At 55.2% G+C, this 15564-nt stretch carries 17 protein-coding genes; 10 read left to right on the top strand and 7 right to left on the bottom strand.

The window, feature by feature from the left end:
- Positions 1 to 47: 47 nt before the first annotated feature.
- Genes HVA01_RS08135 through fliF form a run of 6 tightly spaced genes read right to left on the bottom strand, consistent with a single transcriptional unit; the run spans position 48 to position 6831 of the window.
- Complete coding sequence (locus HVA01_RS08135; protein WP_146874700.1) at positions 48 to 1424, bottom strand: flagellar hook-length control protein FliK; 1377 nt, start codon at positions 1422 to 1424, stop codon at positions 48 to 50.
- Between the two features lie 19 nt (positions 1425 to 1443).
- Entirely contained in the window at positions 1444 to 1896 is a 453-nt protein-coding gene (fliJ, locus tag HVA01_RS08130; RefSeq protein WP_146874698.1) for a flagellar export protein FliJ, read from the bottom strand.
- Positions 1893 to 3287 carry a flagellar protein export ATPase FliI gene (gene fliI / locus HVA01_RS08125; protein WP_146874696.1) on the bottom strand — a complete coding sequence of 465 codons (1395 nt, stop codon included), beginning with the start codon at positions 3285 to 3287 and terminating at the stop codon, positions 1893 to 1895. The genes fliJ and fliI overlap by 4 nt, the downstream gene beginning before the upstream one ends.
- 11 nt (positions 3288 to 3298) lie before the next feature.
- Entirely contained in the window at positions 3299 to 4081 is a 783-nt protein-coding gene (fliH, locus tag HVA01_RS08120) for a flagellar assembly protein FliH (RefSeq protein ID WP_146874694.1), read from the bottom strand.
- Positions 4074 to 5081, bottom strand: coding sequence for a flagellar motor switch protein FliG (fliG, locus tag HVA01_RS08115; RefSeq protein ID WP_146874692.1), 1008 nt, complete (start codon positions 5079 to 5081; stop codon positions 4074 to 4076). Before fliG ends, fliH begins: the two co-directional genes overlap by 8 nt.
- A complete protein-coding gene (gene fliF / locus HVA01_RS08110; RefSeq protein ID WP_146874690.1) occupies positions 5074 to 6831 on the bottom strand; it encodes a flagellar basal-body MS-ring/collar protein FliF in 1758 nt (585 codons plus the stop codon). Before fliF ends, fliG begins: the two co-directional genes overlap by 8 nt.
- A 254-nt stretch (positions 6832 to 7085) precedes the next feature.
- On the opposite strand from fliF, the gene fliE reads away from it, so the two are divergent.
- On the top strand, positions 7086 to 7418 hold the full coding sequence (gene fliE, locus HVA01_RS08105; protein WP_146874688.1) for a flagellar hook-basal body complex protein FliE: 333 nt from the start codon (positions 7086 to 7088) through the stop codon (positions 7416 to 7418).
- 69 nt (positions 7419 to 7487) lie between these two features.
- On the opposite strand, the gene HVA01_RS08100 is transcribed toward fliE, so the two are convergent.
- Positions 7488 to 7862: a flagellar protein FlaG gene (locus tag HVA01_RS08100; RefSeq protein WP_146874686.1), complete on the bottom strand. Its 375-nt coding sequence runs from the start codon at positions 7860 to 7862 to the stop codon at positions 7488 to 7490.
- 324 nt (positions 7863 to 8186) lie between these two features.
- On the opposite strand from HVA01_RS08100, the gene HVA01_RS08095 reads away from it, so the two are divergent.
- The 9 genes from HVA01_RS08095 (at position 8187) to motB (ending at position 15533) form a co-directional block, all read left to right on the top strand.
- The gene (locus HVA01_RS08095; protein ID WP_146874683.1) at positions 8187 to 9875 is read left to right on the top strand and encodes an HD domain-containing phosphohydrolase; all 1689 of its coding nucleotides are present in this window, start codon (positions 8187 to 8189) and stop codon (positions 9873 to 9875) included.
- Between the two features lie 214 nt (positions 9876 to 10089).
- Positions 10090 to 10506, top strand: coding sequence for a flagellar export chaperone FliS (gene fliS, locus HVA01_RS08090; protein WP_146874682.1), 417 nt, complete (start codon positions 10090 to 10092; stop codon positions 10504 to 10506).
- 7 nt (positions 10507 to 10513) lie between these two features.
- Positions 10514 to 10924, top strand: a complete 411-nt coding sequence (locus HVA01_RS08085) for a flagellar protein FliT (protein ID WP_146874680.1) — start codon at positions 10514 to 10516, stop codon at positions 10922 to 10924.
- Complete coding sequence (gene fliK / locus HVA01_RS08080; RefSeq protein WP_170243486.1) at positions 10921 to 12216, top strand: flagellar hook-length control protein FliK; 1296 nt, start codon at positions 10921 to 10923, stop codon at positions 12214 to 12216. The genes HVA01_RS08085 and fliK overlap by 4 nt, the downstream gene beginning before the upstream one ends.
- Positions 12200 to 12493 carry an EscU/YscU/HrcU family type III secretion system export apparatus switch protein gene (locus tag HVA01_RS08075; RefSeq protein WP_146874678.1) on the top strand — a complete coding sequence of 98 codons (294 nt, stop codon included), beginning with the start codon at positions 12200 to 12202 and terminating at the stop codon, positions 12491 to 12493. The genes fliK and HVA01_RS08075 overlap by 17 nt, the downstream gene beginning before the upstream one ends.
- Before the next feature lie 105 nt (positions 12494 to 12598).
- Entirely contained in the window at positions 12599 to 12931 is a 333-nt protein-coding gene (gene flhD / locus HVA01_RS08070; RefSeq protein ID WP_146874676.1) for a flagellar transcriptional regulator FlhD, read from the top strand.
- Complete coding sequence (gene flhC / locus HVA01_RS08065) at positions 12928 to 13467, top strand: flagellar transcriptional regulator FlhC (protein WP_146874674.1); 540 nt, start codon at positions 12928 to 12930, stop codon at positions 13465 to 13467. The genes flhD and flhC overlap by 4 nt, the downstream gene beginning before the upstream one ends.
- Positions 13468 to 13719: 252 nt before the next feature.
- Positions 13720 to 14589 (top strand): flagellar motor stator protein MotA, encoded by an 870-nt coding sequence (gene motA, locus HVA01_RS08060; RefSeq protein WP_146874671.1) that lies wholly within the window; start codon positions 13720 to 13722, stop codon positions 14587 to 14589.
- Positions 14586 to 15533 (top strand): flagellar motor protein MotB, encoded by a 948-nt coding sequence (gene motB / locus HVA01_RS08055; protein WP_146874668.1) that lies wholly within the window; start codon positions 14586 to 14588, stop codon positions 15531 to 15533. The genes motA and motB overlap by 4 nt, the downstream gene beginning before the upstream one ends.
- Positions 15534 to 15564 lie beyond the last annotated feature (31 nt).

Genomic DNA, 15564 nt, shown 5'->3' with positions numbered 1-15564 from the left:
TAGTGCCCGTGGTGCTAGAAATAGCATCAAAGGGTAGCAGGCAGCGCTTAAGCGTAAAGGTCAACCCGTCCGTCTAGGGCAAGGGGGCTCGTTTCAACGCCCTGGTTGAGCACTTCATCGCCACTGATATCACCGCCGCCTAACTCACCACCTTGCTGGCCACCCGATTGGGCAAAGCCCTGTTCGTTGGGGTCACGCTGTTCGCCAACGGAGGTTTCGCCCAGCGAAATGCCTTGTTCAGCCAATGCCTCGCGTAGCTGTGGGATCGCCTGTTCAAGTACTTGGCGTACCTGCGCATGGGCTGATAAGAAGTGTGCCTGCGCTCCCTGCTCGCCAAATTTGAGTGAAATAGACAAGGGGCCCAGTTCGGCAGGGTGTAACTGCATCTGGACGTGCTGTTCGCCGCCACGCTGTGCAATCTGTACCAGCTGTTGGCCTAGCTGCTGTGGCCATGCGTTGCTCGTGACAGGCGTGCTTAAACTAGCGTGGCCCGGCGCTACTGAGGGCGCAAAGCCCTGGGCAGGTTGCCCCGCACCCTGCGAGCTATGCCCCGCATTGAGTGACAGCCCAGCCAGTAAGGGCTCACCTGTGGTATTGCCTTTAGGGGTTCCCTCTGACGTCAGTAGTGCCCCCATAAGAGCTTCGCTACTGATCTGCGTTGAGGAACCATTAGCGCTGACTTGAGCAAAGACATTACCGGTTTGGGCGCGCGACGCATTAAGATCAGCGGGAGCTGCGTTAGCGCGGGTCAGGCTAGCTGTATCAAGGGTGAACGGTTGCTGTGTGCCTTGCGGGGACACAAGCGCGCTCAACGCCGAAACAAGCTGCGCCGCTTCACTTTGATCAATATTCAGCTGGTCGGCGATAGCCTCAAGGGCTAAGCGCGGTTCGGTCTGTGACTGGCTGATGCCGAGTTGTTCGGCTAAGGCTTGCAGCGCTTTGAGCTGTTCGCCCTGTAATGGTTGAGCGTCCAGCTGTCCCGCAGCGGTTTGCGGTGCTGCTTGTTGCATTGCCAAGCTCGCATCGGTAAACGATGAGATTAACGTCAGGCGTGAGGCTATCTCGTCAAGCGGCGTCGACGTTTCCAGGTCACCCAGCGCTAGCGCCATATCCGTCATTTCTGAATTAGGCGTTTGCAACTGCGCTAGCAGCGCAGATAAGTCGTTCCCACTGATATCAATGCCGAGCGCCTCGAGAGCCGTGCTCAACTTTTCGCTATCTATCTCGCCCCCTTCAGGTAAGGCATTAGCCAGTGGGTTTGACCGCCCTTGCAGTGAGCCTGTCTGCGACGGGCCTTGCGCGCCAGAGGCTTGTGAAAGCGCCTGTTTAAAAAAACCATTGGACGAGTCTTGGCGGCCAAGAGCACCTTGAGACGGGGTCTGAGGCGAACTTGGGCTAGCCGATAGCAACTGGTGAATATTCATATACAGTTCCTTGACACCGCTACTGCGGAGTGTCGTTATGCTGACGAGCCAAGCGGCTAGTCACCAGATCATCGTTCGTTTTTTGTTCCTGGCGCTCACTGCGGCGGTGCTCTTCTAATAGCCGACGCGACGCCAGTGTATCGTAGGAAGAAAGCTTGCGCTGCTCTTGTTGCCAGTTCTTTTGGCTTTGCTGAACGCTTGCCTGCTGGGCCGCTAACGCTTGTCGGGCACGGCCGAGGGCGGCATCTAAAGAGGCCAGAAATTGTTGGTAGTTGTACATCGTGGCAGGATCAATGCCGTCACGCATCGCCTTCTGTAGGCGTTCAGCGTATTCGGCACGGTAGCCTAAAAGCGACTGTAACTGAGCGCTGGTTTGTTTTTCAGTTTGTCGCTCTTGGGCGAGCAATTGGCCCGCTTGGTCGCGCGCGTCTCTGGCTAAATCGGTTAACATTTCGAGCTGCGATGTGCTCATTTACGCCCTCCAACCAGTGCCTGTAACGCCTGACGAGAATTCGCCAGCGTTGCACACTCCTCAATGTTTTGTTGCAAAAAGCGCTCCAGCGATGGGAACCGGTTAACCGCCTCGTCTAATTGAGGGTCGTGACCAGGACTATAGGCCCCTACGCTAATAAGATCCCGGTTACGCTGGTAGCGAGAAAACAGCTGCTTGAAAATACGCGCTTCCTGCAGTTGCTCAGGGCCAGTAATAGAGGTCATGGCGCGGCTAATCGAGGCTTCGATATCAATCGCTGGGTAGTGGCCGGCTTCCGCTAAGGTTCTCGACAGTACAATGTGACCATCGAGAATGGCGCGGGCAGAATCAGCAATGGGGTCCTGTTGATCGTCGCCTTCCGTCAGCACGGTATAAAACGCGGTAATTGAGCCACCGCCACGCTCGGCGTTGCCGGCGCGCTCAACCAAGCTGGGTAACTTGGCAAACACCGAGGGTGGGTACCCTTTGGTAGCGGGTGGCTCGCCGATGGCCAGGGCGATTTCCCGCTGCGCCATGGCATAGCGCGTGAGCGAATCCATAATCAGCAGAACATTGCGTCCCTCATCGCGAAAGCCTTCGGCAAGGCGTGTGGCGTAGGCGGCGCCTTGCAGGCGTTGCAGCGGCGAGGTGTCGGCGGGGGCGGCAACCACCACCGCGCGGCGGCGACCTTCCGGGCCTAAAATATTGTCGATAAAATCCTGCACTTCACGCCCCCGCTCGCCAATCAAGCCGACCACAATGACGTCGGCCTTTGTGTAGCGGGCCATCATGCCAAGCAGTACCGACTTGCCGACCCCTGAGCCAGCAAATAGCCCCATCCGCTGGCCGCGGCCTACGCTTAGCAGCGCGTTAATAGCGCGAATGCCGACATCGATTTGCGCGTCAATCGGGGCCCGTGAGAGAGGGTTAAGGGTCGGCGCACTAAGCGTGGCGCGGGGGGCTTCTTCAATGTTTTCTCGGTCATCGAGGGGGTTGCCGTTCCCGTCCAAGACTCGCCCCAATAAGCTATCGCCTACGGGAAAGCGGCGCGCGCTATTGCCATTGCCCTCATCAAGCGGTGAAACGCGCGCGCCAGGCATCAGGCCGATAACTTCTTCGAGCGGCATCAGAAACAGTTTGTCGCCGGCAAAGCCAACGACCTCGGCCTCCGCGTGTCTGTCGCTGTCGGCTAAACGGCCGTCGCTACCCGGGAGTTCAATTCGGCACGCGCTACCCACGGCTACCCGTAATCCCACTACCTCAATCACCATCCCCGTCGCGCGGATCACCCGGCCGCTGTTGCGGTAGCGCGGTAAACAGCTAACACGCCGCTGCGTGCGTCGTAGCGCCTTGTGCCAGCGATGTTGATGAGGACAGGTAGTCTCTGACATAGCGTATCCGCCTACGATGAAGGAGCGTTTGACGGTGGATGAGCGCTGACGCCTCTTTTGCGCGATTGCGCTTGAATCGTATGCCAACGGCTTTCAAAGGTAGCGTCTATTTCACCCTGGGCGCTGGTGACCCGGCAGCCACCGCGGGCAAGCTGATCGTCGGGCTGCAGTTTCCAATTTGCCGCACGCAGTTCGTTGCCCAAGTGCTCTTCAACTAGGGGGTGATCATCCGGATTGAGCCATAGCCGTTGCTGGCCGACCAGCGGCGGCTCGGTGTGTAATAACTCACGCACAATCGCCAGAACCTGCTCAGGCGATTCCTGCAAGGCATCGCTAGCCAGCTGCTTGCCTGTTGCCAAGGCCAGCTCAACGAGGTCATGGGAAATCGTTTCGTCGATGCGTTCCAGCGCATCGGAAAACTGCTTGGCCAGCGTTTGCAACGGTGTCACGGTCCGGCGAACTTGCTCTGTTAACTCAGCTTGCGCCTGGGTGGCACCTTCATCCAAGCCCTTAGCCAAGCCGTCTTGCTGGCCGCGTTCGAAACCCGCTTTATAGCCTTCTTCTTCGGCCTGCTGACGAATGCGCTCGTACTGTGCTTGACGTTCCTGCTCTTCACGCTGCCGCGCCTGTTCGGCAGCCTTTTGTGCGGCCTGAACCTTGCGTTGATGGGCCGTCGGCCCACTATTATCGTTATTATCGTTGGCCCGCTGGCTTGTGGTACTGCCCAGCTCTTCCATTTGCCAACGCCGCCAATCGCCATGGCGATCGAATTTTGGCGAGTGAGTCTCAGACATATTCATCATCTCCACCCGCCAGGACGATTTCACCCGAGTCGGCTAAGCGCCGTACGACCTGCAAAATGGTCTTTTGCTCAGTTTCCACTTGGGAAACCCTGATCGGGCCGCGGGCTTCCATATCTTCGCGAACCAAGTCAGAGGCACGCTGCGACATATTGCGTAGGAATTTATTCACCAGCTCATCTTGAGCACCTTTGAGGGCCACTACCAGCGAGTTGGTCTCGACTTCTTGCAGCACCATTTGAATCGCCCGGTTGTCGAGGTCGAGCAGATTCTCGAATAGGAACATTTCGTCGATAATTTTCTGGGCCAAATCTTCGCTGTGCGCGCGGACGGTCTCAATGGCGGTTTCCTCTTGGGAGGAGTTCATCAAGTTGAGTATCTCGGCGGCGGTTCTTACCCCGCCCATTTTGCTGCGCTTGAGATTCTGGCCATCCAGCATGCTGGTGAGCACTTCGGTCAGTTCTTGCAAGGCAGCTGGCTGAACGCCGCTAAACGTGGCAATACGCAGCACCACATCGTTGCGCAGTTTTTCTTCAAACAGCTCAAGGATATCGGAGGCCTGGTGGCGTTCTAAATGGACAAGAATGGTGGCAATGATCTGCGGGTGCTCATCGCGAATCAGCTCGGCCACCATGGAGGCTTCCATCAGGTTGAGCGTATCAATACCCGAGTTGTTGCCGGTTGTTTCGAGAATATCTTCGATGAGGCTGCTAGCACGATCGCTGCCCAGCGCTTTGGTTAGTACCGAGCGGATGTGATCGCTGGAATTCAGGTTAAGCGCTACAAACTCTTCATTTTCTTCGTGGAACGCTTCAAGCACTGTTTTCATATCGTCATGGGAGACCTGATTCAAGCGGGCCATTTCCATGCTGATTTCTTGCACATCGCCAGCGCTGAGGTACTTAAAGACCTCAGCCGCGCTGTCTTCATCGAGGGCAAGCAATAAGATAGCGCTCTTACGCGCGCCGTTCATTTCAGTAATTGAACTACTCATTATTATTCATCCAGCCACGAAGGATCATCGCGATCATGCGGGGGTCTTCTTGGGCCATTTCGCGCAGATCGTTAAGGTTGTGCTCGTAGAGTGACGTTTTACGGCGACGCTTGGGCTTGTTGTAGGTCTCATCGGACTCTGCGGAGGCCGCTTCACTCTCTTCGTCATCGTCGCTACCCACTTGAGCCTCAAGCGTGCTACCGGGCACTGCGGCTGCCATGGTTGGCGACTGGGTGTAGCGCTTAATTAGCGGGCGCAGAATCAACAAGTAGAGCAACAAGATAGCAAGGGCGACGAGTAGGTAACGGCCAATGTTGGCTGCCAGTGAAAGAAGGGTCGGATCTTTCCACCACTCGACGTCCTGCGTTTCTTCGACGCTACGCACAAAGGGCGTATTGACGACTTCAACTTCATCGCCGCGGAGCTGAGAGAAGCCCATTGCTTGTTGAACCAAACGTTCAATTTGCGCCACTTCATTGTCGGTCAAGGCCACATCGACCCATTCATCCTCGTCATTCATTTCTGTCCGAAAGTTCACCACTACCGCCGCCGAGAGGCGCTCTATCTGGCCAAGCCGGTGCTGAACATGCTCAATGCTGCGATCAACTTCATAGTTAACAACGTCGTCTTGGCGCAAGTTACGCAGTGCCTCGGGAGGCGCGTCCTCTTGTTGCTCCTCGGCGTCTTCGTCGTCTGGCTGGTTGATCGGGGACGGGGCGGTGCCGGGTGGCGTGTTGCTGAGCGCTCCCGGGATACCCGTTGCCAGCGGGTTTTCACCATCATAAGCGAGGCTGAGCTGACGACTACGCACGGCCGCTTCATTGGGCGGTTGATTAGGCCCGTAGCGTTCGGACGTTTGTTCGCGCCGCGAGAAATCGATTTGTGCGGCAACCTGGGCGCGCACGTTATCGGCGCCTAAAATCGGCGTTAAGATATTTTCAATACGCTGCTGGTAAGAGCGTTCTACCTCGGCGATATACTCAAGTTGGCTGCCATCCAGGTCGCCGCCATTGCCTGTCTCAGCCGACAGCAAGCGGCCATCTTGATTGACCACGGTGACATCTTCAGCGGCTAATTCAGGAACGCTACCGGAGACCATATGCACGATAGCGCTGACTTGGCCTTGACCCAGAACGCGGCCGGGTAAAAGGGTCAGCACCACGGATGCTTTGGCCTGCTCGCGATCGCGTATAAAGACCGACGGTTTGGCCATCGAGAGGTGGACCCGCACGCCTTCAACGGGGCCGAGCGACTCAATCGAGCGCGCCAGCTCGCCTTCCAAGCCGCGTTGGTAGTTAATCTGTTCGGCAAACTGACTAATCCCAAACGCTTGGCTATCCATCAGCTCCAAGCCAAGATTGCCGCCACGTGGCAGGCCCTGTTCAGCAAGCTGTAAGCGTAGCGTGTGGACTTGGTCGCTAGGCACCATTATCGCTTGGCCATTTTGGCTAAACTGATAAACAACGCCGCGGGTGTCGAGCTCAGCGATGATGCTGCCGCCATCCGCTTCACTGAGATTGCTGTAAAGAACGCGGTAATCGGGGCTGCTTGCCCACATAAAAAGCGCGGCCACAATAGCAATAGAGGCAGCGCCTGCAATAAGCAGGGCGACCAACGGATTACCACGCAGTTGCTTCAGCGTTCGCTCGATGGGCGAGCCGCTGGCGCTATCTTGCTGAGCGTTTCCACTGCGGGGAGCGGTTTGAGACGTGCTGTTTTGACGGCCTGCCGTTGCACCGGTTTCGCTCATGCGTCTCTCCAAAGGGGCAGGCAAGTCAGGTGTCGGCCGAGGCGCATCACCAAAGAAGGCATAGGCTATATCCGTCTATCGCGGTTGTCCGCCCCAAAAAATGGGTCGGAATTATGATGGCGGCCATTATCCGGTGACTAGTCGAGCCTAAAGGAACGATAAGCTTGGCTTTTTATGCCTATTTGTCCGTATGAGGCGGCACTGTTCGATGTTAAGGTTTTTGTATTAGTTAATTTTTGCGAAAAGGTACGCTTATGAGCACTCCCGCAATCCAGTCCACGCTACAGCAGATGCAAGGCTTGGCGAATCAGGCGGCGTCTACGCAGCTAATCGGTGGTGCCCAGGCCTCGGCGGCAGTGGGGCAGAGCGGTTTTGGTGGCGAGTTGCAGGCGTCTATTCAGCGCATCAACCGGCTCCAGCAGACGGCTAACAGCCAGGCGATGGCTTTTCAGGCAGGCGACCCTAACTTAGAGCTAAACGATGTGATGGTCGATATGCAGAAAGCTAGCGTGGCGTTTCAGATGGGGCTCCAAGTTCGCAATCGCTTAGTGTCTGCATATCGAGACGTTATGAACATGCAAGTCTAAAGGTGCATTGTTTATGCATTGCCTAGATATGCACTGTTTGGTAGGCGCGGGTGGATGATGCGCCGTCGTTCAAACCTCCAGGGAGATTATCTGCCCCTGCATCTCTTCCAGGCGCTCAGCGATTTTAATGACTTCCTCTGCGGGAATTTGGCGAATGACGTCCCCGGATGCCCGGTCAATAACGCGAGTAATTACCCGCGATGTTCCTTCGCTTAATTCGAACTCTAGGCCCCGTGGGCGCATTGTTTCATTGATACGCTGTACAGGTTCCACCAGTTCGCCCTGGGTAATTTCCCGGTCTTTTTCGCCAATGTTTGTCAGTTGGTTATTGGGTGTGGCGAGTTGAACCAGGGTGCTGTCTAGGCGCTGTCTGGGGCTTAAGTTTGTTAAAGTCGACGACAAAGACGACAAGGCTGTTGCAGGTTCTGCGGGTAGAGAGCTCATGGGCACGTTCCTCTTGAGGGTCAGCCTTGGCAGCCAGATTCTAGTCCAACAGAGCAAAGCGGCAGCCATGGCTCGGATTTTTAGCAATCAATTTACTCTTCTACATTTCTATCGGCGGCGCTGAGAAAAACTTTACACTATTTAGCGCCCAGTGCGTGTTTGCTTAATAGAACCGAGTACCTAACGAACTTTTCCTCTCGCCTGAACCTTTGTATTAAGCGTCGTAATGATGGCTTATTGTGCCTACGCCATATTGCTAGCTTCTGATATGCTTCTTTGCTTTGCGGTGAGCTAATTAACGCATCAAAGCGAGCGAGGCGAGCAATGGTAGCGCAGCAGGATGAGTTTGAAACAATAGCAAACCCAACAATGATTGAGTCCCTGCTGAATACGTTAATCGAAACGGGCGGCGTTTCGCTGTGTCTTGCCGCCGCTGATGCGCGTCCAGAGCCTATCGTCTTGATGGAACAGCATGTAGCGCAAACGTTAGTGATGGATCTCTCCTCAGTTGATTATTTGCTCCGTCATCTTCAAGAAGGTGCCGCTTTCTATTTGCGTGGTCAGGCGCAGGGTAAGGTGATAAAGACGCCGCTATTGCAGCTGACCGAAACGCGCCAGGCGGGGGGGCGTTTTCTATGCTGCAGCGATTACCCAGAAACCTTGGACGTACTCCAGCGCCGGGAGGCTTTTCGTGCCGAGCTGCGTATGGGGATGCGGGTGCCTGTCCGCTTGGGCGTTGGCGATAATGCGGTGGAGGGGGAGCTGTGCGACCTTTCTCAAGATGGCTGTCAGCTGGAGTTGCCATTGGCGGCCAGTGGCTTGTTGTCAGAGGCGTCAGACCCCTTGAAACTCGCCTTTACTTTCCCCGATGGGACGTCTTTTGAAGTGATGGCGAATCCCCGCCATCAAAAGACGGATGCCGAAAAGCACCTGCTCCGCGTTGGCTTTAGTTTTACTGGCTGCAGCGCCGAGCAAGAGCGCCAAATCTGGTACTTTGTGTGCGAAATTGAACGTGAAGCGGCCCGCTATAAGAAAGAGCAGCAGGGTGAGCGCCAGCCGTCGCCATTGTTCGCCCAGCCGAATAACCGCAAGGGCGCCAGCGAGCTTCTTGGGCGGCGCGATATCCAGCGCTATGCGACGCCCATGGCGCGTCGATTGGTCAAAGTAGCTGCCTATTTAGATGCGCAGCTGTTGTCGCTGCAGCAAGGCAGCGATATCGATGGGCGCCAGCTCTCCCGCTACGCCGACCGGATACTGGATTTTCATGAAGAGGATCGTGAGGCGCTATTGTTCGCCTCCCGCTGCTTGTTCCCAGAGCCTTTAGTGGTGCGTCACGGTATTGCCGTGGCCATTTGCCTGCTCGATTTTGTCGGCGGCAGCATGCCGCGCGAGTTGCGTAAGGCGGTGGTTGCCAGCGGCCTCATTCATGACCTTGGCAAGGCACTGGTTCCTCAGGTGTTATTCAAGGCCCCTCACTTTGAAGCAGGTCATCGAGAGGCCGTTAGTGAGCATGTCCCGTTGTTGCTTGACCGGCTAAACGGCTGCCAGTGGCTGTCGGCGGGGATCGTTCAGGCCGTCGTTGGAGGGATTAATGAGCGCCTGGATGGTAGCGGCTATCCCGGCAGGCTCAGCGGGGCTGATCTTAGCGAGCTGGCCAAGGCCAGTGCCATTGTTGACGTGATTGAAGCAATGCGCCGCGACCGTTCTGATCGGCCAGCGAAGACGGTGCAGCAGATATATCGCCACCTATTGCAGCATCCCCATCAGTTCGATATGCGTTGGATCAAACGTTATATCGAGCACTTCAAGGTTCTGCCCGTAGGGTCGCTGGCGCGTTTTTCCAGTCAGCAGCAGGGCTGGATTCTGCGTCTCGATGCTAAGGGTAACCCCACTGAAGTACTGCTTGCGTCGCAGGTTGAAGCCCCCATGCGTGACAATGTGGGAGAGGTGGTGAGTAGTGACATCACCGAGCGGCTTGGGCGATGCCTAAGCGAGGTTGCTGTATCTACCTGAAAGGGTAAAGGCCGTAAGGCGTGAGCGCATAAGCGGCGATCCTTTACGGTTTTAGATTTTCGACATAAAAGCGCCGCAAGGCATTAAAGTCGGCCTGCGTTACGCCGATACATAAAGGTAGCAGAGGGCAATTTGCTACCCTTTTAACTTTTTATACCTGTGGCAACCCATTGATGATAATGGGGTAACAAAGCCACGCACAGGAGTTTCGCTTATGACTTACTCTCGCGGTGGCGCCGCCTATGGCCGAGGAGCAAATGCTTATGCGCGCGTTGGCGTGGAAAGCGGAGTGATGTCGGCCGATCCTCATCAACTTATCGTCATGCTGTTTGACGGTGCCCAGGCCGCTATTCGTGCTGCGCGCATTCATATGCAGGCAGGCAATATAGCCGAGAAAGGTAAGTCGATCTCTAAAGCCCTGGATATCGTGAATAACGGTCTCTCTGCCGCTCTGGATCAAGATAAAGGCGGAGAAATTGCCGAGCGCCTAGCGTCGCTCTACGATTATATTGTCCGCCTGCTGTTGGCTGCTAACCTGCGCAATGACGAAGAGAGCTTGAATCAGGCCGAATCCTTGCTTGAAGACATAGCGTCAGCATGGCGCGACATTGGTCAACAACAGAGCGCGTGAGGCAATAATGTCATCTACACTTGCCCATGATGGTGAAAACGCTCAAAAAACGTTGTTAGAGAGCTATGAAACGCTTTTGAGTCGCGTTGCCCACATGCACGAACTTGCCGATGCCGAGCAGTGGGCGGAGCTGATTGACCAGCGAACCCACTATGTGGTGCTGGTGGAGCAGCTGCGTGAGTTGGATGCAACCGCGGTGCTTGATGCCCCTGCCCAACAGCGCAAGGCAGAGCTGTTGGAGCGTATCCTGGAGCACGATGTGGACATTCGTCGCCGTTTAGTCTCACGTCGCGATGAGCTGGGTAAGCTCATCGGCGTCACGCAGCGTCAGCGTGACTTACATCGCGCGTATGCCCCTCAGCAGGGGGCCGAGGGGCACTATTCAGCGGATGACGCTGACGAGACGAGGTCGACGTGAGCGGTATTACCCCGCTTATTGATACGCTTTTGCACCAGGTGCTAGGGCGTCAAGGCGAGGTGTCGTTGCAGCGGGCGCTGGAGCAGCCTGTGAAGCCGATTCCGCCAGGCGAAGGGCCGCGTGCGTTGATGGGCGATGCCAACTTGGATGGACGCCCGCCGACCTCACCGTTAAGCGATTTAAAACGTCTGCCGCTGCCTGGAGAGGGTGGACGCACGTTACCCCGCGGTGATGTGCCGCCATCTACACCGGGGTCGACGCAGACACACTTTAGCCCCGCTGCACGCACGATCGCCGATGTTCTGTTACGGTTTCCCGCGCCTCCTTCGGTGATGCGGCCCGAAGCGCCTCTCATTACCAGTCAAGAAGCGCCGTCAGTGAGCGCTGTTGCAACACGCCTAGAAGCGAGCATTCGCGATAGCGGTTTATTTTACGAGGCGCATTTAAAGCGCTGGTTTCAGGGCGAAGGCACCCGCCAGCAGCTCTTAAATGAGCCGCAAATGCAAGCTGGGCCACGTCCGCCCGCTCCGCCCGCTTCTCTTTTACCGACTGATTTGCGTGTCTCGCAGGCACTTAATGGGCTGGCGCCATTGGCGTCGCCGGGCGCGCCAATGAGCGGCCAAGGGGGAATGTCCATCCTCCCCAACTCGCCGTTAGTGCCGATGGCCGCTGAAGCGGGCTTGGTGTCTCGTTCAGGGGTTGCGACGGCTTCCAGTCAGCCGCCTGCTGCCGCTGCCCAGACTGCTTCGCCCCAGGCGCCGGCTGCGCCCCAAGCGTCTGCTTCGACGGCGGGAGAGGGGCGCGAAAGCAGTCAGCCAAGAGTCGATGTCAGTCATGCAAGGGAAATGAACGAGCTAATTGCTAATCGATCGGGTCGTGACGTCGTGCATGAAAGCCTGCAGAGTCTGGTGCGTCAGCAGCTAGAAATGCTGGTGATGCCGACTATCCGCTGGGAGGGAGATGTCTGGGCCGGTATTTTTATGGCCCTGGTGATTAACCTGCCCGCTCGCGAGGAAGGGCAGGAGGGGGGGGCGCAACAGGGTGAGCCCGACGGCGGGTGGCGTTCCGATATGCAGCTGGAAGTGCCCAATTTAGGCGCATTCAAGGCGTCGTTGTGGCTGTATAAAAATATGTTAAGTATCGATTTCACCACCGCAAGTAGCAAAGCGTATGAGCGCATCGACGCTGGCCTTCCGGCATTGGAAAAACGCCTGGGGGCTTTGGACTTGCAAAAAGTGCAGCTGCGGGCTCGCTATATTGAGGCGGAGGATGTGCATGGCGACTTCGGGTGAGCGTCGACGCCAAGCCGTTGCCTTGGCCTATCAAGACAATGACCGGGCGCCCCGTGTCGTGGCAAAAGGTTACGGTGACTTGGCCGAGCGCCTAATGGCTGAAGCTCAGCGTCAGGGTATTTATGTGCACGACGCGCCTGAGCTGGTCGCGCTGTTAATGCAGCTAGATTTGGACGCGGAAATTCCCGCGGGGCTTTACCAAATCGTCGCGGAACTTCTGGTGTGGGTGTTCGAACTGTCAGACGAGGGGCTCAGTTATCGTGATAGGCCTAAGTAGCCAATTACAGTTGATCTATGCAACCATAAGGCTAGGCAATAAAAAGTCATTAATGACGCCAATATAATGGTCACTATGTCGCGTCTAAGTCTTCTATGGGACATCATGAGTCAATCTAACTTTCTCGATGAAATTCAAGAAATTAATTTAGCTTATTTGCTTCTGGCGCAACGCTTGCTTGATGAAGATCGTGAGGCTGCTATGTTCCGCTTAAAAATAGACAGCGAAGTCGCCGAGTTAATTGTATCGCTTAATGCGCGTCAACTGACAAAACTGGCGCGGACCAGTCAGCTATTGTGCCGGTTTAGTCAGACCAGCGCCGAGCGGCTGCGTCAACTTACCGATAATCCTCGCGATCAAGGGCTGTCAGGTTTGCACGCATCGCTGTTACTCGCCGGCGAGGCGTTTGAGCCCATGCCGCCAGGAGGAGAGACGTGAGCCAGAAAAGCTTGGTTGATGAAATGCACCAAGTGCAGCTGGCCATTGAGTTGATTGAGCTCGGCGCGCGTTTGCAGGTGCTTGAAACAGAGACTGAATTAAGCCGAACACGTTTGATTAAGCTGTATAAAGAAGTGCGTGGAGTGTCACCGCCTAAAGGCATGCTGCCATTTTCCACCGACTGGTTTATTACCTGGCTACCGAATGTTCATTCGTCACTTTTTTACAACATCTATATCAGTTTAAAAGGTGAGGCTGACTGCGATCGCATTGATGCGTTTGTAAAAGCCTATCGGCTTTATGGCGAACAAATGGCACTTGAAAATATGGAGCCGGTACTGGGACTAACACGCGCCTGGACGCTGGTACGCTTTTTTGATAGCGATTTGCTCCAACTGAACCGCTGCACGCGCTGTAATGGACAATTTGTGGCGCATGCGCATAGCCCCAGCCAGCATTACGTATGCGGTATATGTCAGCCGCCTTCACGGGCAGGCAAGACGCGCAAAGCACAGCAAGATAGTGAAAAAATGTGACATCGTCAGCCCGAACAGTACACCCGCCTGACGTTGAGGTATAAGACATAGCAATGAGCGCTTCAAGATTACGGATGAGTGCATTGGCATAGATAAGCGCAAAAGCCAGTGATACTTTTTCATTAAAAAGCATCTCAGCCCTAGTATGATAAGGCTAAGTAATGCTCAGGCTGGAACAGCTTCGATTCATCAGAACAGATGACCAAGGTTTGGTTCCCTTAATCATACTGAAATACCGTAAGGACTGTGCTTGTGCTGATACCTATAGGCTATATAGTTGTTTTGCTATCTGTTTTTGGTGGCTATGTGCTGGCAGGTGGCAGCTTAGGCCCACTCTACCAACCCCTGGAACTACTCATCATTGGTGGGGCCGGTGTCGGTGCCTTTATCGCGGGTAACAATATCAAAGCGATCAAGGCAGCGTTTAAAGTACTGCCCAGACTGAAGCGAGCAAAAAAATATAACAAAGCCCTTTACATGGAACTCATGGCGCTGCAGTTCAAGCTGCTGTCCAAAATCCGTCGCGAAGGCATGCTTGGTATCGAACGCGATATTGATAATCCACAAGAAAGTCCCTTGTTCCAAGAACACCCAGACGTATTAGCTGATCCGCATATCATGGATTTCCTGACTGACTACCTACGCCTAATGGTCAGCGGCGGTATGGAGCCGATGGAAATTGATGAGCTGATGCTGCACGAGATTGAGGTCTTTGAACAGGAAGCCCATATTCCCATCGATGCGATCGCCAAAGTGGGTGATGCGATGCCTGCTTTTGGCATTGTGGCAGCGGTCATGGGGGTTATTAAAGCGTTGACGTATGCCGATGCCAGCCCAGAACAAATGGGCGAGATGATCGCTCACGCGTTGGTGGGTACGTTCCTGGGTATTTTGCTGGGTTACGGCTTTATCAGTCCCATCGCCAGCTACGCCGATCGGCAAGCCAAAGAAGCTGAAAAGATGCTGCAATGTATGCGTATTACGCTGCTTGCCAGCTTGCACGGCTACGCGCCGCAGCTTGCCGTTGAGTTTGGCCGTAAAGCACTCTTTACCGCAGAGCGACCCAGCTTTATAGAGCTTGAAGAATATGTCAAAGATGCCAAAAAGGGCGGTAATGCATGAGTAAGGGCGGTGACAAGCGCCCAATCGTCATTCGGCGCAAAAAGGTCGTTCATGGGCATCACGGCGGTGCATGGAAAATTGCCCTAGCGGACTTTATGACCGCGCTGATGGCACTGTTCCTTGTTATGTGGATTTTGAGTGTATCCGATGACGAAACGCGCCAAGCCGTCGCTGACTACTTCAGTACGCCCTTGGTGAGCGCTATTACCGGTGGAGACCGCTCAGGCAGTACTAGCGTGATTCCCGGCGGTGGTCCTGATCCGACGCATAGCGATGGAGAGCGTGCGCGCATTGATACCCTGGAGCGTACGCGTCCCAGCATGCAAGAGCGCAACTTCTTCAGAAATCTTCAAGAACGAATTGAGCGCGCCATTGAGCGTGACCCTGAACTGCGCCAGTTACGCTCGCAGATGCGCTTTGACTTAACCCGCGAAGGGTTACGTATACAGTTATTAGATACCGACCAGCGACCCATGTTTGAGCTCGGCAGCAATCAAGTGGCGCCGTACATGCGCAGTTTGTTGCGCACTATCGCGCCGTTACTGAATGAGCTTCCCAATGAGCTGAGTATTAGTGGCCATACCGATAGCGTTCCCTACGCCGGCGGCTATAGCGGCTACAGCAACTGGGAGCTTTCAAATGACCGTGCCAATGCTTCCCGGCGCGAGCTTATTGCCGGCGGGTTTGATCCAGATCAATTGCTGCGGGTATCGGGCTTTGCAGATAGGGTGCTGTTACCGGACACTGACCCAACGAATCCGATCAATCGACGCATAGAGCTGGTCGTGCTGTTTCCTGAAATTGCTGACGCTATTCGCAATCCAGCCGTTATGGACGCTGATGGTTCATTGCCGGAAGCTGCAACCGACGCGTTACCTGAATTACCCGAAGCGCTAATAGAATCAACACAACAAGACGAGCCTCAGGCGCAAGAAGCAGAATAATCTGAGCTGGTCACAAAATACGACGTTAAGG

The organism is Halovibrio variabilis (assembly GCF_007991175.1).
Lineage (GTDB): Bacteria > Pseudomonadota > Gammaproteobacteria > Pseudomonadales > Halomonadaceae > Vreelandella > Vreelandella variabilis.
This window is presented reverse-complemented; position numbering and strand designations above follow the sequence as displayed.